Here is an 18,357-nt window from a genome sequence, read left to right as displayed (position 1 = left end):
TATGCCGCTCTATATTAAATATCCAACCTGGATCAGGCCGGAGATAATTCCAGGTCTTCCGGTTCGTTGGTATGGGCTTATGTACCTGGTAGCCTTTGTAATTGCCTATCTGCTTTTTCGCAGGCAGCAAAAGGAACGGAACCTTCATCTGGATGAGGACAGTATTTCATCCTTGTTTTTCTGGACTATTGTGGGCCTTTTAGTTGGGGCCCGTATTTTTGCCACCATTGTCTATGATACGAGTGGTATCTACCTTCAAAAGCCCTGGCGAATTTTCTGGCCCTTTGAGGGCAAAAAATTCGTAGGCCTCCAGGGGATGAGCTACCATGGGGGCCTTTTGGGAGCGATTGTAGGATTTGTGTGGTACTGCGCGTACAAAAAATGGGATGCCCGGGAACTGGGGGATATGCTGGTAGCGGCGGTCCCTCTGGGATATACCTTTGGTCGTCTCGGCAACTTTTTTAACGGAGAACTCTACGGACGGGTTACCACTAGTCCCATTGGTATGATTTTTCCCCATGCAGAACAATTCCCCTACAATCTGCCGTGGGTAAAAACCATTGCCGAAGAGCTCGCTATCGTTCCGGTCAATGGCTATGTTAATCTGCCCCGTCACCCGTCCCAGCTCTATGAGGCTCTGTTCGAAGGAATAGTCCTCTGGGCTATTCTGTGGTATCTACGGAATAAACGGCCCTTTAAGGGATTTCTTATCGGGCTTTATATCATTGGATATGGAACCTTCCGTTTCTTTATTGAGTATTTTAGGGAACCCGACGCAGATCTGGGGTATCGGATAGAACTGGTAAAAACGGGCCTGCCGCCAGCTTTATTCTCATCCTTTTTTAATTTCTCTACTGGACAAATACTCTGCTTTCTGATGATTTTAGGTGGCGGTATCTGGCTGTTCATCGCATCCAGGCTGCCAAACAATAAACCGGGAACGGTACAGCTTGGTAGCCCTGCCCTGGTAGAACAGCACCAGGAAGACCGGTCAAAACGCAGGAATGAACAGAAAAAACTGCGCAAAAAATTAAAATAGAACGGTTGAGGAAGTTGCCCATGAAATATTTTAGCACCCGCGACAAGTCTCTGGCGGTATCCTTTTCTGCCGCAGCCTTAGGCGGCCTCTCCTCGGATGGTGGGCTTTATATTCCCCAGGAGATTCCAAGCTATACTCCTGCGGTCCGATCTTCCCTGGGTACCATGGCCTTTATTGACATTGCATTTGAGACCATACGGCCCTTTGTTCACGAGGATATACCCGATTCTGTTCTTGGTGCCATGGTAGAATCGGCCTTTAATTTTTCTGCACCCCTCGTTCCGGTAGATGACCGATTGGTACTAGAGCTCTTCCATGGCCCGACCGCAGCGTTTAAAGATTTTGGAGCCCGTTTTATGGCTCGCTGTTTTTCCTATCTGAGGCGGAACGAGGATAGGGATCTCCATATACTGGTGGCCACGTCCGGTGATACGGGCGGGGCTGTCGCTGATGGTTTTTTTGGAGTCGAAGGTATTTCGGTTACGGTACTGTATCCTCAAGGCCGGGTGAGCCCCCTGCAGGAACGGCAGATAGCCGGCCTCGGAGGGAATGTCGCGGCCATTGCTGTGGAAGGCAGTTTCGATGATTGCCAGCGGCTGGTAAAAAGCGCCTTTGTGCATCCTGAATTGAGCCGGCGCATCAATCTTTCCTCCGCCAATTCCATCAACATATCCCGGCTACTTCCTCAGGCTGTATATTATGCTGCCGCTGCGGGGCTGGCAAAGGCTGGCCGTTACAGTGAAGACCTGGTTCCTACACCTCGGCTCAGAGGAAAGTCCCACGAACAAGGAGTGCTCAGATCGGGGCAGCTTGGAAAGGAAATTTTATTCTGTGTTCCCAGCGGCAATTTTGGTAATCTGACTGCGGGTCTTTATGCCCAGGCTATGGGTGCTCCGATTGCTGGTTTTATTGCGGCAACCAATAGTAATAAGACCATTCCGGATTATCTTGCTTCGGGGATATACGAGCCGCGGCCTTCGGTGGCGACGATTTCTAACGCTATGGACGTAGGCACTCCGAGCAACTTTGAACGGATGAGTTCTCATTGGACCTATGAAGAATTGCGAAACAATATTATGGGTTTCTGGATCGACGATACCAGCACAAAACAGACGATCTCAGAGGTCTTTGACAGGACTGGCTATGTGCTTGATCCCCATGGTGCGGTGGGTTGGGCTGCGGTAGATCGATGGCAGTCACAGCAGCATAGCAGTGAGCATAGGCTAGCCCATATTTCCGGTCCTGTGGCTGTTTTGGGCACTGCTCATCCGGCTAAATTTTCCGAAACAGTAGAACAATTGGTTGGCCCCGTACCGGTACCGCCGGCCCTGGCTGCGGCGATGAATCGTACCGTACAGGCCCGGACCATTTCGGCCAATGTGGAAGCTCTGGTCGAAACACTGCTGAGTGGGCGCCCCTGACATTTTGGAGCTATGGTTCCATTCCCCATGAAAACCGCTTGATACTCAGGGCCTATACGGTTCATAGTGGGGATGTTTATGACCATTGAAGCGGAAGATATCCTGTATGATTTTCTCGAAGAGCGAATTGAGCCCTTTACTATTGGTGATGTATTAGAAATCATCTATAAAAAAACAGGTTCGGCGGGAAAATCTCGTTTAGCTGAAGAAATCCTATTGTTTATAGAAAAGCGAAGGCTGGCCTTTCCCCTGCCGAACAATATGTATCAGACCCGGCGGGGCTTTTTTGAGAACGTCCGTTTTGTTATAGAGCCCAGCCGGCTTGAAATCCAAAATGGTATTCTGATTCCGGGGCATCGATGTCTGCCCTTCGAGAATCCTATCCTTTTTCCCCATGAATTTCAGTTTGTCTGGAAGGATGATGTCATTCCCAAGACCCACACGGAAGGAAAGCCCGAAGATTTTTATCCTTTTTACAGTTTGTATGGGGAAGAGTATGCTCCTCAATATATTGCCAAGGACAACCCGGACAATGAAGCCGCTTTTAATGCGGACCCCTACGAGGAGCCCGGAGAAGTTTCCATTACAACCTTGGATCTCCGCAGCTTTTACCGTGAAACAGGTTTTGTCCCCGGAAACGGTCTTGTTGTCCAGGTAACCGATTGGAAAGCCGGTATTTTCACCATTGTTGATGTGTTGGCAAAAGATGTTCTGGCCGACGGGGCTGTAGAGTGGGCTCAGGTGTTAGAACAGGGCTTTTTTACCGCCTTTGAGCATATTGGTCCCGCTTCTTCCACAGAAGAACAGCTTGCCTTTGCCTTCTGGTATGGCGGCCAGCGGCTTTTAGAGCTCCCTGCTATAAGCTTAGAATCCTTTATATATGAGTATACCGATGCCATAGATACGGTCCCCTATGGCATGGAAAGCCGGTTTTGGTATGCGGGAAAAGAAATTCCTGACGGAAGCCGGTGGACCGAAGACGGGGCCCCTCCGGATAAGACTGAGCTCGAAGACATGTTGTACACCTATGGACTACCGGTTTCGGAATATGTCATTCAGTCTTACATCCGGGATGCCCTTTATCAACAGGATGATGCGCTCCCTGCGTTAATTGGCCGTATCGTCCCTGCTCCCATCAAAATGAATGTGGAAGATGAATTGTTCCTGTCCCAGTATGTCATGGAAGTGTACGAGGAGTTTGCCCAGACCTACAGCCTGTTTCTTGATAAGGATATGGGGCCCATACGTCATAGTGCAGCCGAATTGCATACCGCAGTAGTCTCATTGATGAATCAGCTGAGCGGTCATGGGGTGGATCAGTCATGGCTTCCCCGGCATACCCTGGTAATGCTCTCCCAATTGCAGCTTCACTCAGCGCGGCTTTTGGAAGACCTGGATTTGGAACAGCCCTTGGATAAGGCGGATCTGGAAATGATGGACACCGCACTGGAAGGGATGATAGAAACCTACGAAGACATAAAGCGCCGGGTGCAGGAAGCCCTCGACGGTTACCGGCGCAGCCGCCTTTCGGTGGTTCGCTCTGATCAGCAGTTTCGGCAAAAAGCCCAGTGGCAGGCTCTGCAGCTTGCAATTTCGGGTACTTCGGTGTGGCGCCGTATTGTAGTTTATGACTCCCTTTCGCTTTGGGACCTGCATCGCATCATCCTTGCCCTATTTGGCTGGTCGGGCGAAAAAATGCACGGATTTGTTATCGACGGCGAAATGTATGATACGGAAGGCAGCACCAGCGATAAGGATGAACGGCTTGTTTCTATCGGGGAAATTATCGATGCCGGAGTTTCGGAATTTGTTTATAATTACGATTACAACGCCGAGTGGGAGGTTCGAATCAGCCATTTGCATCCGGTAGAAGATGCACAGGCTCCCTCAAGGGTGGTCTGTATTGCCGGAGCCGGAGCGGCTCCGCCAGAGCATATTGGCGGCCCCTTGCGGTATAGGCGCATGCTGGCGGGACTCCAAAAAGGCAATTCTGCCGAACAGGCCGAATCTCGAAAGGCTCTGGGAAAAGATTTTGACCCCGACCAATTTGATACTTCTACTTGTAACAATCGATTGTTATCTTTATCTTTACAGGGGGAAAAGGAGTAAGCATGGCTGTACAGTCGGAAGCTTCGATGGATATTTCTACCCTGCTTGAACGGGGTGGTGTTTTTTATAATGTGAGCGGCAATACGGTGAGCGAGGCCCTTCATAGCCTGGTAGAAACTGTAGAACTGCCTCCCAGTTTGACCAGGGAGCAGCTTAAAAAGGCAATTATTGAACGGGAAGAGCTCATGCCTACTGCTGTGGGAAACGGTATCGCCCTGCCTCACCCCCGCAGCCCTTTGCTTAAGGATATCAATGATCAGTTTATCACTATAGCCTTTCTGCAAAAAGCAATAGACTGGAAAGCCCTCGATGGCCGGCCAGTCCAAACTCTCATTCTCATCGTATCTGCCACACCAAAATCGCACCTCTGGACCCTGTCACGGATCAGTTTCCTCTGCCAGCAGGAAGCCTTCCGGGATCTTTTGGAACAGCGGGCTTCTAAGGAAGAACTGATTGGGGCTATCCGCGCTGCGGAAGTAGCCTGGAAATAATGCATAAGGAGTAATTGATGAATACGAAAGCGTTGGAGAAGGTCGCACTGAGTGTTCGTTCACTTTCTATGGATGCGATCCAAAAGGCCAATTCAGGTCATCCGGGACTTCCTCTGGGAGCGGCAGAATTGGGGGCTGTCCTGTATGGAGAGCTTTTGCGCCATGATCCCAGCGATCCTGCTTGGATTGATCGGGATCGTTTTGTACTGTCCGCTGGGCATGGTTCCATGTTTTTATATTCCCTCTTGCATATGAGCGGTTATCCCATCACCTTGGATGATATTAAATCCTTTAGGCAGATTGGTTCTCCCTGTGCAGGCCACCCTGAATACGGCGCAGCTCCGGGCATCGAAACGACCACGGGGCCCCTGGGTCAGGGGATGGCAACCGCGGTTGGTATGGCCATAGCTGAAGCTTATCTGGCGGCCCACTTTAATACCCCATCTCATCAAATCATCAATCATTATACCTATACACTGGTAGGCGACGGCTGTCTCCAGGAAGGGGTATCCGCCGAAGCATCGAGTTTGGCGGGTCACCTTAAACTGGGGAAACTTATCGCCTTTTATGATTCAAATAAGATTACCATTGATGGATCTACGGACCTGTCGTTCACAGAAGATGTGGCGAAACGCTACGAGGCCTATGGGTGGCAGGTGCTGAAGGGTTCCATGTACAATTTTGATGAGATTGCGGACCTGTTGGCCAAAGCCAAGGCAGAAACAAGCAAGCCGAGTCTCATTATTCTGACCTCAATTATCGGTAAGGGGGCCCCCAACAAACAGGGAAGCCACTCGGTGCATGGCGCACCCCTGGGGGCCGACGAAATCGCCGCCGCCCGGGCCGCCCTGGGTATTCCCTCTGAATTTTATGTTGCCCCCGAGGCTCAAGAGTATTTTGCCCAGAAACGGCAGGAATGGAAAAAGGCCCGTTCCGAATGGCAGTCTCTGTTCGATGCCTGGTCTCTGGCGAATCCGGACAAGCGCGCCGAATGGGATGCCTTTTTTGCGGCTACGCCTGGAACCTTTACGGATCCGGCCTTTGCATTGGGCGAAAAAATAGCCACCCGTACGGCTTCCAATAAGGTGCTGGTGGAAGCGGCCCGGGCTATTAAGAATCTTGTCGGCGGTTCTGCGGACCTTCAGAGCCCCAATGCGGTGGCCATTCCTGAAGCAGGCGTTTTCGGACCTGTACAGCGGAACGGCCGCTATATTCACTTTGGTATCCGGGAGTTTGGTATGGCCGCCATCTCCAATGGTATCCAGCTGCACGGGGGACTGCGGGCTTTCTGTGCTACCTTCCTTGTATTTGCCGATTACCTCCGGCCTGCCCTCCGGCTTTCGGCACTCATGAAGCAGCCGGTCATTTATGTGCTTACCCATGACTCCATCTATATCGGGGAAGACGGGCCGACCCACCAGCCGATAGAACACCTTGCAAGCCTCAGGGCCATACCGAATGTACGGGTGCTGCGGCCCGCAGATGCTGAAGAAACAAGCCTGGCCTGGAAAATGGCCCTTGAACGGACCGACGGTCCCACGGTATTAGCCCTCACCCGGCAAAATGTACCGGTTTTCTCAAAGGCCGATCCTGACTGGCGGGAAACCATTAAGACCGGCGCTTATATCGTGAAAAAGCCCGCGGGAAAAGCCGATGTGGTCATTATTGCCACCGGCTCTGAGGTCCCCATGGCCCTCGCCGCGGCGGAAAAAGTCCAGGGAAAACAGGTCCAGGTGGTATCGATGATAAGCCGGGAGCTTTTTGAACAGCAGCCAGCGGAAATTAAGAATGCTATTATCCCTGAAGGTGTGCGGACCGTGGTTGTAGAAGCCGGCAGCCGCATGGGCTGGGAAGGCTGGGCAAAGGAAGCGGATATCCTTTCGGTGGATCGCTTTGGAGAATCAGGCCCCGGTGACAAGGTGGCCGAGCACCTCGGCTTTACTGTTGATGCCCTGGTCGGTATTATAAACCGGGTATAGGCGGCAGACAGCATGGCAACCGTATTCGAAGGCGACTCCTACAAGACTCCCGATAAGGTCAAGCGGGCCTTCAGGGAATACCTTCTTTTGGGCTCTCGGTGGAGTCCCTACAGTTTTTTTATCAAAGTTATTTTTAAGTATCGGGCTCTGGCCTTAAAGGGTCTCTATACCGATGAGGTCTGGGCCGACAGCTCCCGGGAACTCATGGGCTACCTGGAAAGCTGCGGCGCCAAGTTTGATATCCGGGGCATGGATAATGTTAAAAAGTTCCCCGGGCCTATGGTTTTTGTGGCAAACCACATGGGAACCATGGAAACCACCATACTTCCCGGTCTCATTTGCCCCATTAAGCCGGTTACCTATGTAGTCAAGGAAAAGCTTGTACACGGCCCTATTTGGGGACCCATTATGCGGTCCCGGGACCCTATTACGGTAACCCGGAAAGACCCCCGCGGAGACCTGGAGGCGGTGCTGACTGGCGGTTCTGAGCGGCTTGTGAAGGGTATTTCTATTATTATTTTCCCCCAGGGTACAAGGACCGAAGTTTTTGACCGGACCAAGTTCAACAGTCTGGGAATAAAACTTGCTGCCAAAGCGGGGGTCCCCATAGTTCCCGTGGCGCTCAAAACTGACTATTGGAGCAACGGAGCTCTGCTTAAGGGTTTTGGGCCCGTACACCGGGATCGAACCGTATATATCGAGTTCGGTGAGCCTATGATGGTAGAGGGCCGCGGAAAGGCCCAGCACGAAGCCTGTCTCGATTTTATAGAAGGCAGACTTAAGCAATGGGGCGCCAAGGTGGTCGAAGCCGCCGCTGAGTAAGCCTTGAGCTAGTCTCAGGCCGGGCTAAAACCTGGCCTGAGGCAAGCTTGGCCAAACTCAAGCCAGGCTTAAATCACGCCCCGTCCTGTCCACTCCTGTATTAACCGAGGGCCTTTCCAATTTTTAAGGCCCGTACCAGATTGGCTGCGGCGAATCGAAGGTTTCTGGGGCCATTTTGAATCATTTTATCAAGTGAATCTTCTCCGATAGAAATAGAAACCGCATAATCAAAGAGACTGAGAACCTGATTGAGATCTCCTGCCAACGCTCCTGAAAGCAGGGCTACCGGCACACCCGCTTCTTTGCAGACCCGGGAAACAACAGCACAGAGCTTGCCATGGCTTGTCTGGCTGTCGGTGCGGCCCTCCCCGGTAATGACCAGGTCTGCATATTTTAGTGCCTTCATCATACCGGTATACTGCATCACGAGGAACGCCCCTGATTCGATGGATGCTCCAAGACAGATCCGCAGGGCCGCCCCGAGGCCACCTGCGGCGCCGTCGCCAGGATGATCTGTGTCTGCTGCAAGACCTGCTTTGATCCAAGCTTGACCGAGCCGGCTCAGCCCCTGGTCGAGCAGCGGTACCATGTCCGGCGTTGCTCCCTTCTGGGGCCCAAAAACTGCTGCAGCTCCCTCAGGCCCGGTAAGGGGGTTGGTTACATCGCTTGCAACTTTTATTGTTACCTCTTTTAACCGAGGATCGGCTTTTTCGGTGCGAATTTCGCTGATTTTGAGAAGGACTTCGCCGCCTTCACCGACGGGCTTTCCTGTATCATCTAGAATTTCAAATCCCAGTGCCTGAAGCATGCCGATGCCCCCATCTACCGTGGCGCTTCCGCCGATACCAATGACCAGTTCCCGGGCTCCTGCATCCAGTGCGGCCTTGATAAGTTCTCCTGTGCCGTAGGTACTTGCTTTAAGGGGATTTAGTTTCCCCGGTGGTACGAGCTCAATGCCGGAAGCGCTGGCCATATCGAGAATGGCGATTTTGCCCCCTTCGATAAGTCCAAAGGCTGCGATTACCGTATCTCCTAAGGGTCCCCGGACTTTGACAGAAATAAGCTCTCCGCCGGTTGCTTCGGTTACAATCCGGGCGGTTCCCTCTCCTCCATCGGCCAATGGATAGCTTATTGTATTGATGGCCGGATCTGCCTCTCTAATACCCGCAATGATTTCTGCGCAGGCTTCCTGGGCACTCATGTTGCCCTTAAAAGAATCGGGGGCGACGATTATGGTCATATGAGCCTCCAAGCTTATAATAATTGTAAATCAATTTATGGGCATTTTTGAGGGCAATCTTTCTGTTTTTTTGTGTTATTACTGTGCATTATGCACAGTCTGATTCATGAAATAGGCAAGGACTCGAAAATAGTCCCGCCAGTGGATCTCTGTGATAAGATCGATACCTGTAAGATCATTGATTTTTTTAATCCGGTTTGCAAGGGAATTGCGATGTAGATGCAACCGGTCTGCCGCCTCTTGGATCGCATAATCGGCGCGAACCAGTGCGAGCAGTGTTTCTGAAAGCCAGTGGGGCAAGCTGCCGCCGGCATTTTGTATGATTCCCTCAAGAGTATATTCAAAAAGACTCACCAGTTCCCATCTCAGGGTTGGGTCGGTTAAAAGATCCATGACATGCCGGTAAAGCATGACAGGTTTATTGTCAGTTTGATGTATATGGCCCTTAAGCCAAAGGATTTCCCGGTATGCCAGGTGATAACGGCTTACATCCTTCTGCTTCATGCTCACATAAAATTGACTCGCCGGAAGATCATGTTGTAAGACCCTCCAGAATGTTGTTATGTCCTCTTCCCATGATCCGAGGCTGAAACCTTTTGTTTGGCCGAGGGCCTTAAAAAGCAATATATCTCCCTGTGGCGTTGCCGCTAGGATATCCTGTTTGCTGCGGTTCTGCTGTTCCTTAAGGATCCGCAAACCCGCTTCGGTTTCCATGCCGGGAGGAAGGGTAATAAGGATTGCTGTCCGAGGCAGGGCCGCTTCATAGCCGGTCCTGCGGGCAAGCTCATGGAGGGATGTATCGTCCATCGATTCAGGATTAAGAAGCTTGGCGATAAAACGGTTCATGCCAGCCTGCTGGCGGAGCATTTTGTCCCGCAGTGCTTCCAGTTCCATGAAGGTTTCAAGGCTTATTTTAACCGCATAGGCAAGGCTCCGCACTTCCGCGGGCCGACCGGTTACGCCGACTACCCCGATAGTCTCTCCCCTATGCTGGATCGGCAGATTCACCCCAGGTTTCACCCCCGGTGCAGGATCGTCCTGCTCCTCAATTTCTTCTTTGGCCGACTGGGATCTTATAAGCCGGTGGGCCGCATCATGGTAGCTTCCGATACGGGAAGTATCCCTGCTTGCAATGATGATGCCCTCCTGGTTCATGATATTGATGTTTTGCTCGATGTGTTCTCCGAGTCTTTGGAGAAATGATTGGGCGAGTTCCGCAGAGAGTATATTTAACGAATGAACCGCTGTCATAAAATTATTATTGGTCAAAATTGTATGGCTGGCAACCGAGTTGCCTACTTGCACAAACAAATCGTTGTGCCGGATACTGGAATTATGAAAAAGGAACGGCTCAGTTTTCTTTGGGGTAAGAATATCATTGTATTTCTTTTTATCCTTTTTTCGTGGCCGCTCTTTCCCCAAAACCAGGCGGGAGTTGTTTTAAGGCAGACTGTGTCCGGGCCCTATATTCTTGTGGAGCGGTCCGACTGGGCCCGCTATGATAACGGAAAATACACGGGCCATGTGTACCGGGAGACACGCTATCGGCTCGATCCAGTCCAAGACCCAGCGGGCCAGCGCTACCGCGGAACGGTCTATGTGTTTGAAGAAACCTTGAGAGATCTGCAGAAGGCGGCTCGGCCTTTGGATGATATTATTCCCGTCGATTTTACCCTGTCGCCCTCGGGTTCCATGCGGATTGCAGATGATAAGGGGTATCCGCAGCTACGTAATTTCCCGCTTTTCTCTGATAAACCTCTTAGATCCGGCGATTCTTGGGTTGCCCATGGTGAACGCATCGTGGATCCCCGGAACGACGGAAACCGGGTAAAACTTCCGATTGTGGTGGAATACCGTTTCCTGGGTGAGGAATCTTATAAAGGTGAAAATGTTTTTCGTATCCAAGCCCAATATGCCACCCGGTACAAGGCTGTATCAAGAAGCTCCCAGACGAAAACGCCTGGAGCAAGCCAGGGCGGTTCTGGTCCCTTTGTCGAAGCAAGCGGAAAGCATGTGGTAGATATTTTGATCCGATCTGCGGACGGCCGGCTTGTTTTGATGCGGGATACGCTGGATGAAACCTTCCTGTGGCCCGATGGATCTTCGGTACGATACAAGGGGTTTACCCTGAGTTTCAGTGAAAGCTTTCTGCCCTTTGACCGCTCGGCGGTTTTGGCCCAGGTTACCCTGCAATTGGGCGGGGATAACGGCCAGACTAGACGGGTCGAAAAGGTTGGCGGCGCAGATTCGGTTGATGCGGGCTCTGGCGGTGCGGCCTCTGGAACTACCAGCACCGCGGCCGCCCCAGCTTCTGTGTCTGCCGCGGGCGAACAGCTCCGGTCCGGCGGAAACTTCGAGCTTGACCAGGGTCTCGCGGGCGCTGCCCCGCCATCCGCGGCCACGAGCGGGGGATCTGCCCCGGCAGCAGAGACTCCATCGCCGGCTGCGTCATCCACTCCGGTCGCCCCTGCACCCGCAGCCCCATCCTCCGCTGCACCTTCTGTTGCAGTCGTGGACCTGCCGGCCCAGAACATCGAGGTGGCAGCCGTCCCCGAGGGGGTAAAACTTACCGTACGGGATATCCGCTTTGTAGCCGACTCTGATGAGATCCTGAGTTCTGAACGGGGACGGCTGGATATCATTGCCCGGGCCCTGCAGTCGGTTGCGGGTGCAGGGGCGGTGCAGCCTCTGATTCTTGTGGAAGGCCACACCGCTGCCGTGGGTCGGCCCGCGGGAGAGCAGGAACTGTCGGTCCGGCGGGCAAAAAAAATCGTGGATGAACTGGTTGCCCGGGGGATTCCTGCGGACCGGTTTATCTATAAAGGCTGGGGCGGCACAAAGCCTCTTGCGGACAACAGCACCGAGACCGGCAGGGCAAAGAACCGCCGGGTAGAAATAACCATACTGCAGTAATAAGGGGGACCATATGATTACCCTGCAGGGAGTGAACAAGACCTACAGTAAAAATAAAACGAAGGCCCTGGATTCCATCAACCTGACAATTCCTGATGGTTCTATTTTCGGCTTCCTTGGCCCTAATGGGGCCGGAAAGACCACGACCATAAAGCTCATTACCGGTGCTCTTGAAGCCGATGGGGGGACGATTTCGGTGGATGGTTTGGAACTTCCCGCCCGGGCCCTTGAGGCAAAGGCCCGTATCGGCTATGTGCCGGATAACCCGGAACTTTTTGCGCGGCTTAAGGGCATTGAGTTCCTTAATTTTATTGCCGACCTGTACGGCGTTGACCGGGATGCCCGTCGGCAGCGCATCGAAACCTACACCAGACGCTTTGAAATAGCCGACGTGCTGTCTGCAAGGATCGGCAGCTATTCCCGGGGCATGAAGCAGAAGCTCCTCGTATGTGCCAGCCTCCTCCCTGAGCCGTCCAACTGGATTCTCGATGAACCCCTGGTCGGCCTTGACCCCCAGGCCGCCTTTAACCTTAAGGAACTCATGCGGGAGCGGGCCCTGGCGGGAACCTGTGTGTTTTTTTCTACCCATGTGATGGAAGTGGCTGAAAAGGTCTGCGACCGGCTTGCTATCATCAATAAGGGAAAGATTATGTTTACCGGCACCTTGGATGAACTTAAGGAGCTTCGGGGAAAAGACGGTTCCCTGGAATCCCTGTTCCTGGAACTGGTGGAAAGCGGAGGCGGGGAAGCATGAAATCATTGGCAGCCATTATCCGGTTTTATTTTTCCACCTTTTATGCCCTTCCTGCACTTCGCGATTCGTCGGGTAAACTTTCACCAAAGGGGCTCTTAAAGGGGGTGGGAACCCTGGCCCTCTTTATCTATGTCATCGGCGTTTTCGGTTATATGGCCTGGGAAGTCTATTCATCCCTGTATAAGGTTTTTGCAACGCTGGGGCTTCTGCGGCTCATGCTGGTCTACGCACTGCTGTACGGGAGCCTCTTGGTGGCAATTCTCAGTTTTGTCTCCAGTTTTTCCACTGTCTATACCAACGAGATGGAAACCTATCTGGCTACTTTGCCGGCGAAGCCTGTCTTTTTACTTGCAGGCAAGGCTTTGGCCCTGGCGGTTCCCCAATTCTTTATTGCTCTGCTTTCTATTGGTACCGGTTTTCTCATTTATGGCATATCCGCAGGTGTTTCCGCCCTCTTTTATGTCAATGCCCTCCTTGAGATCATCCTGGCTGTCATAGTTGTCAGCGTCCTAGGCTACTGTATCAGTATCCCGCTCCTTTCGGTAAGTAAGTTTTTTAGGAACCGGGATCGGATGCTGGTGCTAATTGGATTGGCCATGATGGTCATCATTCTCTTTTTTAACGCATCCATAAACCGGCTGCTCGCTTCATCAGCTGGCCCGGAAGAACTGGCGGTCCTCCTGCGGGGGTCAAATGAAGCTTTCCTGCGTCTTCTTGATGCACTTCCGCCTCTGCAATTTTTGCTGGGTGCCCTGCTCAGTGCGGCAAACCCTTTATATACCCTTGGTCTCCTTGCCTGCCTCATGTCGGTCCTTGCAGCTTCCTACGGGCTTTTAAGCGTCCTCGCCCCCCGCTATACCCGGGTTATACAGGGTTTTTCCGAACAGTATGTCAGACGGATGAACCGAACTCAGACTGTTGCCTTCCTCAAGGCAAGCACGGCCCGGCGGGGAAAGCTTGTTTCCCTCCTTCTCCGGGAACTGTGGAGCATGAATCGGGAGCCGGTGTACTTTTTGAATGGGCCCTTCATCATTGTGCTTATGCCCGTCGTTATTGCGGTGAGTCTAGTGTTTTCTTTGGGAAATCAAGGGTCCCTGAATGAACTGCGCAGCGCCGCTGGGTCACTCCTTTCGCCCCTGCAGCAGGTGCTGTTGAGTAGTCTTGCCGGGGCCTTTCTCGGTTCAGCCACGAGTATTACCTGCACGGCCCTTTCTCGGGACGCCAAGCATATCAGCTATATGAAGACCCTGCCGGTTTCACCGCGGCTCTATCTCATGGCAAAGCTGCTCCATGGCCTCGTTTTTGGACTTGCAGGTTCCCTCATGGCGGTATTTCTAGGGATTTTTCTTTTTCGTTTTAATGTATTGCGGGTACTTCTTGTACTTGCCGCTTCCAGTACGCTGTCAGCCCTCTTTAATTTGGCAGGTCTCTACATCGACACCCTGAATCCTCAGCTTGCCTGGGAAAACCCAGTGGCGGCCATGAAACAGAATGTCAATGCGGTAGTGATGATACTCCTTGAAATGCTCATTCTGGCGGGTACCGGTGTTGCAGCCTTTGCCTGGGCCAAGACCTGGCTGCTCCTTGTCCTTATTCTTGTGGTGCTTCCGCTTCTTCTCTTTGCGGTTCTGCTTGCGCTGTATCTGCCCTTGGGGGAGCAGCGGTTAAAGACTCTGGAAGTGTGAGGGGGGAAGGGGGTAAGCTCTGCTTAACCTCAGGCGGCTCGTGAGTGATTGCTTATCCCCTATAGTCAAAACTGTCGGGGAACTCTGGGTTTTCGTCGGTGCAAATGTCGCCCTCCTTAGCAAGAAGGGTCTGGATGTAGGGGTAGGGGGCAAAAAAGGCCTGCCAGGTTTCAGGCGCGACAACCTGCAGCCCCGATAACCCCCGCTCGTCCATGCGACGCCTTATTTCGGAGATCGAAAATTCCCGCAGTGCGGTACCGCCCCTGGCGGGCTCGCTGGCGGTTTTGCTTGCGCTTCCGTCGAGGGCGGCGACCGTAACAGCGCCGCCCTTGGAGGGGCTGCCCCTGGCGAGGCTGGCAATCGCAAAGGACCAGAGGCCCCCGTACATGCGGATACAGGTGGTCGCTAGTTCTACCCGGGAGAATACGGACCTGAGGGTCCGGTGTATCCGAGCAAAGGCTTCGGGGCGGCAATCCGGTGATTCGCTGTGCATGATAAAATAAGCCCGCTCATCCTTTAGAAGCTTTGACAGGGCTAAAAAGAACTCCCGGCTGTAGAGTCTCAGGGATGGACCTGCCGGATCGGTCATATCCATAATGACAATGTCATATTGATTATTAGCTGTTTCGACAAAGGTTCTGCCGTCCTGGACATGTATGCTGACTCGATCATCGTCAAAGGCACCCTTGCTGCAGAAGGCAAGCAAGGTCCGGGAAAATTCAATGACCGCATCGTCCAGTTCTACCAGGTCCACATGACGGACCGTGGGGTGCTTCAGGACTTCCCGCAGGACCCCTCCGTCTCCGCCGCCGATGATGAGCACCCTTTCAGGCTGCGGATGAGCAAGCAGGGGAATGTGAGCCATGGGTTCATGGTACTGAAATTCATTGGCCTCCATAACCTGGGTGGCCCCATCAAGAAGTAAGGTGCGGCCGAATTCCTCGGTCTCCAATAGTTCTATGCTCTGGTATGCCGTTTTGCCGCGGTATAAGATCTTTTTAGCCCGATAAAACCATCCTGAAGTCCGGCTCACCCGCTCACGGATTTCATAGGACTTGGAAGACAGAATTCGGTCTAGAAATTTTCGCATTCGAAGATCTCCTGCATTTCCTTGCGGATGAGCTCCTTAATTCGTTTCCGTTCATCCTGTGAAAGGTCTTCGATCTCAGGTCCAAAAAGATAATCGTTCAGTTTTATCTCTTTTTTCCTCATTTTGGTATGGAAAATATTATCCGAAAGGATGTTAATGTCGTAGACGAGGTAATCTGAAAGCACATCTTCATCAATAAAATCCTGGATTGATGAGATGTCATGGTCAATAAAGATTTTGTTTCCCCTGGTGTCCCGGGTAAAGCCCCGGACCCGATAGTCGATAAGCACCACATCAGAATCAAAGCAGTCGATGAGATAGTGCAGAGCCCTGAGGGGACTGATCATGCCGCAGGTGGATACATCGATATCTACCCGAAAAGTGGCAAGCCCGGTGCTGGTGTCGAATTCCGGATAGGTATGGGCGGTGATATGGCTTTTATCCAAGTGTCCTACAATGGAAGTCTCCGGCATGTGGTTGGTGGAGACCGCGGGACTTAGAACCGGATGATCCTCGTTGATGAGGGCTACCACGCTGGCTCCGCGGGGATCATAATCCTGGGTTGTGACATTAACTAATTTTGCGTCGATAATCCGGGTTACTTCTTCTATGATTGTTTTCAGCCGCTCCGAATCATATTCTTTGTCGATATATTCCAGGTATTCTATTTGGGACTCCTGGGATCGGGCATAGCAGAGGTCATAGATGTTAAAACTTAAGTATTTCGTAAGGTTGTTAAAGCCTTCAAGCCGTACTTTTCGTCCCCGAACATGTTTGAGCACTCTCTTTGTGTCTCCTAAAAATTGGTATTTTTAAATAGTGTAATATAACGCTTTATTAGTCAAGAAACGGAGAAGACCGCGCTATTCCCACTTACCATTGTTTAGGTTATAGTGGGCCAATTATGAATAATTCGAGACTGGCATCCTTCGGATCGTCCCTTGCAGGTATTCCGGCACGGCTTCTTGCTCCGTACCGCGGGCTTGGTACTTCTTTATGGTCCATGTTTTTTGCCACCATGATTAACCGTTTTGGCGATTTTGTGGGTTCCTTTCTTGCCCTTTATTTATCCCGGGTGTTGGGCTATGAAGCAGCCCGTGTGGGTTTTGTGATTTCCATGGTGTTTACCGCTTCGATGGCAGGTTCTCTTCTCTCTGGCTGGGTCGCTGACCGCACAGGCCGTAAAGAAGCCCTCCTTATGTTCCAAAGCGCAGGGGCGTTCATCAATCTGCTACTCAGTTTTATGGTCCATGTTCCTTGGGCGCCCGCACTCATCGTATTTGGCAGCCTCTTTCGCGGCGGGGCCCGGCCGCTCATCGGCGCGGTACTTACTGATCTCGCTCCTCCGGAAAAACGGAAGGAAGTCTTTGGGCTCCAGTACTGGTCTATCAATGTGGGGGTTGCTCTGGGACCCCTGGTGGCAGCATTCCTATTTGAACGTTCCATTCCTTGGTTATTCCGGGGCGATGCTTTTACAACCCTGCTCTCAGTTCTCTTGATAAGCCAGGGTGTAAAAATGCCCAAGGAAACTCATGTGGCATCCTGTTTGGAACATCATGATGGGCGGGGCGCCTTCCGAGCCTTTGTTTCCCGGCCTATACTGCTTGCCTTTGCGGGTCTTGCAGTCCTTTCCAGTCTTACCTATTCTCAAACCGGCTTTGGTCTTCCCATGACGGTGTCCCATGTGATGGACAAAGCGGGTCCCCGTTCTATGGGATACCTTATGTCTTTGAATGCGGTGGTGGTAATCCTCTTTTCCATTCCGATTGCCCGGCTCCTTCGTTCATGGACTCCCTTGAGCTGTATGTCCCTTTCCGGTCTTTTTTATGTGATAGGATTCGGTATGCTTGCCATGCGGCTTTCGTTTATTGGGTTTGCAGTCTCCACGGTTATTTGGACCACCGGAGAAATCGTCTCTTCCATAAACATGGGGGTCTTTCTTGCCCGGCATTCTCCTGCCAATTGGCGAGCGTCCTTTCAGTCCTTTCTGGGTGTCTGTTTTTCTGCGGGCTGGGTAATCGGCCCGCTTACTGGGGGCTGGCTGCTTGGGGGAGGCAACTATGCCCTGCTTTGGCTTGCAACCGCCGCAGTTTGCTTGATCTGGGCTTTTTTAGCCTTTGTGGTAGACCGCTGGGACCGGAGGATCCTTGCCTATGAAGCGTAAATTCCAAGATGGGGAAGGGCGGCTTTTGGGTGCGCCAAACAAAGAGAGTCGTCAAAAGGCCCCTATTGGGTTAGAGCCGCCCGGCACCGAAGCGGTCCTGCGAACCTTTGTCCGGATCATGGACCTTAAGGGCCTGTTCCGCCAGGGCTGGCTGAAACGGGGTGTCAGCGAAGCGAGGGCCGAATCGGTGGCGGACCACAGTTTTGGCACGGCCCTTCTGGCCCTGCTTTTAGCGGATCGGCTTGGGCAAACTGAAGAGTTTGCCGGTCTGGACCGGCTTCGGTGCCTGGAGATGGCCCTGGTCCATGAACTGGGAGAGGTCTACGCAGGGGATATTACGCCGGTAGACGGTGTATCGCCTGAAGAAAAATATAGACGGGAACGGGAAGCTTTCCTTCGGGTTGTAGCTGGTTTGCCGGAAGCTGAGCGTCTTCTTGCCCTGTGGGAAGATTTTGAGGAGGGTAAAAGCCCCGAATCCCGTTTTGTTCGCCAGCTTGACCGGCTTGAAATGGGGATTCAAGCGGCGGCCCTCAAAGCGGAAGGATTCAGCGGGATGGATGAATTTCTTGAAAGCGCCCATAGGAGCGTAACCCAGAGGGACTTAAAAGCAATATTGAGCCTGGCGGAAAAAAGCGCTTGGGGTGTATAGT

General features: G+C 52.3%; 15 protein-coding genes. 11 read left to right on the top strand and 4 right to left on the bottom strand.

All coding sequences use genetic code 11. The features are described 5' to 3' along the window. Position 1: 1 nt before the first annotated feature. The 6 genes from lgt to Q7P68_RS05095 all read left to right on the top strand — a co-directional run bounded on the left by lgt (position 2) and on the right by Q7P68_RS05095 (position 7,861). Entirely contained in the window at positions 2–1,039 is a 1,038-nt protein-coding gene (gene lgt, locus Q7P68_RS05120; RefSeq protein ID WP_304223635.1) for a prolipoprotein diacylglyceryl transferase, read from the top strand. A 20-nt stretch (positions 1,040–1,059) separates the two neighbouring features. Beyond that, positions 1,060–2,460, top strand: a complete 1,401-nt coding sequence (locus Q7P68_RS05115) for a pyridoxal-phosphate dependent enzyme (RefSeq protein WP_304223632.1) — start codon at positions 1,060–1,062, stop codon at positions 2,458–2,460. Between the two features lie 78 nt (positions 2,461–2,538). Then, complete coding sequence (locus tag Q7P68_RS05110; protein WP_304223630.1) at positions 2,539–4,569, top strand: plasmid pRiA4b ORF-3 family protein; 2,031 nt, start codon at positions 2,539–2,541, stop codon at positions 4,567–4,569. Between the two features lie 2 nt (positions 4,570–4,571). After that, positions 4,572–5,060 carry a PTS sugar transporter subunit IIA gene (locus Q7P68_RS05105; RefSeq protein ID WP_304223628.1) on the top strand — a complete coding sequence of 163 codons (489 nt, stop codon included), beginning with the start codon at positions 4,572–4,574 and terminating at the stop codon, positions 5,058–5,060. A 17-nt stretch (positions 5,061–5,077) separates the two neighbouring features. After that, positions 5,078–7,039: a transketolase gene (gene tkt, locus Q7P68_RS05100; RefSeq protein WP_304223626.1), complete on the top strand. Its 1,962-nt coding sequence runs from the start codon at positions 5,078–5,080 to the stop codon at positions 7,037–7,039. 12 nt (positions 7,040–7,051) lie between these two features. After that, a complete protein-coding gene (locus Q7P68_RS05095; protein ID WP_304223624.1) occupies positions 7,052–7,861 on the top strand; it encodes a lysophospholipid acyltransferase family protein in 810 nt (269 codons plus the stop codon). Positions 7,862–7,961: 100 nt separating this feature from the next. Here the strand turns inward: Q7P68_RS05095 and Q7P68_RS05090 are convergent, their stop codons facing one another. Together Q7P68_RS05090 and Q7P68_RS05085 are read right to left on the bottom strand one after the other, a co-directional pair. Continuing rightward, positions 7,962–9,101, bottom strand: coding sequence for a glycerate kinase (locus Q7P68_RS05090; protein WP_304223622.1), 1,140 nt, complete (start codon positions 9,099–9,101; stop codon positions 7,962–7,964). 78 nt (positions 9,102–9,179) lie between these two features. Further along, positions 9,180–10,352, bottom strand: a complete 1,173-nt coding sequence (locus Q7P68_RS05085) for a CdaR family transcriptional regulator (protein ID WP_304223619.1) — start codon at positions 10,350–10,352, stop codon at positions 9,180–9,182. 84 nt (positions 10,353–10,436) lie between these two features. Here Q7P68_RS05085 and Q7P68_RS05080 point away from each other — a divergent pair, with 84 nt between their 5' ends. The 3 genes from Q7P68_RS05080 to Q7P68_RS05070 are packed head-to-tail and all read left to right on the top strand — an operon-like array spanning position 10,437 to position 14,453. Beyond that, positions 10,437–12,014, top strand: coding sequence for an OmpA family protein (locus tag Q7P68_RS05080; RefSeq protein WP_304223615.1), 1,578 nt, complete (start codon positions 10,437–10,439; stop codon positions 12,012–12,014). Positions 12,015–12,027: 13 nt separating this feature from the next. Continuing rightward, positions 12,028–12,768 (top strand): ABC transporter ATP-binding protein, encoded by a 741-nt coding sequence (locus Q7P68_RS05075; protein WP_304223612.1) that lies wholly within the window; start codon positions 12,028–12,030, stop codon positions 12,766–12,768. After that, positions 12,765–14,453 carry a hypothetical protein gene (locus Q7P68_RS05070; RefSeq protein ID WP_304223610.1) on the top strand — a complete coding sequence of 563 codons (1,689 nt, stop codon included), beginning with the start codon at positions 12,765–12,767 and terminating at the stop codon, positions 14,451–14,453. The genes Q7P68_RS05075 and Q7P68_RS05070 overlap by 4 nt, the downstream gene beginning before the upstream one ends. Positions 14,454–14,505: 52 nt before the next feature. Here Q7P68_RS05070 and speE read toward each other — a convergent pair whose 3' ends face one another. Together speE and speD are read right to left on the bottom strand one after the other, a co-directional pair. Continuing rightward, positions 14,506–15,543, bottom strand: a complete 1,038-nt coding sequence (gene speE / locus Q7P68_RS05065; protein ID WP_304223608.1) for a polyamine aminopropyltransferase — start codon at positions 15,541–15,543, stop codon at positions 14,506–14,508. Continuing rightward, positions 15,528–16,325 carry an adenosylmethionine decarboxylase gene (speD, locus tag Q7P68_RS05060; RefSeq protein WP_304223606.1) on the bottom strand — a complete coding sequence of 266 codons (798 nt, stop codon included), beginning with the start codon at positions 16,323–16,325 and terminating at the stop codon, positions 15,528–15,530. Before speD ends, speE begins: the two co-directional genes overlap by 16 nt. A gap of 122 nt (positions 16,326–16,447) precedes the next feature. Here speD and Q7P68_RS05055 point away from each other — a divergent pair, with 122 nt between their 5' ends. Together Q7P68_RS05055 and Q7P68_RS05050 are read left to right on the top strand one after the other, a co-directional pair. After that, positions 16,448–17,707 (top strand): MFS transporter, encoded by a 1,260-nt coding sequence (locus tag Q7P68_RS05055; RefSeq protein ID WP_304223605.1) that lies wholly within the window; start codon positions 16,448–16,450, stop codon positions 17,705–17,707. After that, complete coding sequence (locus tag Q7P68_RS05050) at positions 17,697–18,356, top strand: HD domain-containing protein (RefSeq protein ID WP_304223603.1); 660 nt, start codon at positions 17,697–17,699, stop codon at positions 18,354–18,356. Before Q7P68_RS05055 ends, Q7P68_RS05050 begins: the two co-directional genes overlap by 11 nt. Position 18,357 lies beyond the last annotated feature (1 nt).

This window comes from Gracilinema caldarium (assembly GCF_029265695.1).
Taxonomy (GTDB): domain Bacteria; phylum Spirochaetota; class Spirochaetia; order Treponematales; family Breznakiellaceae; genus Gracilinema; species Gracilinema caldarium_A.
The sequence above is the reverse complement of the archived record's forward strand: the minus strand, read 5'-3'. Positions and strand labels throughout refer to the sequence as shown.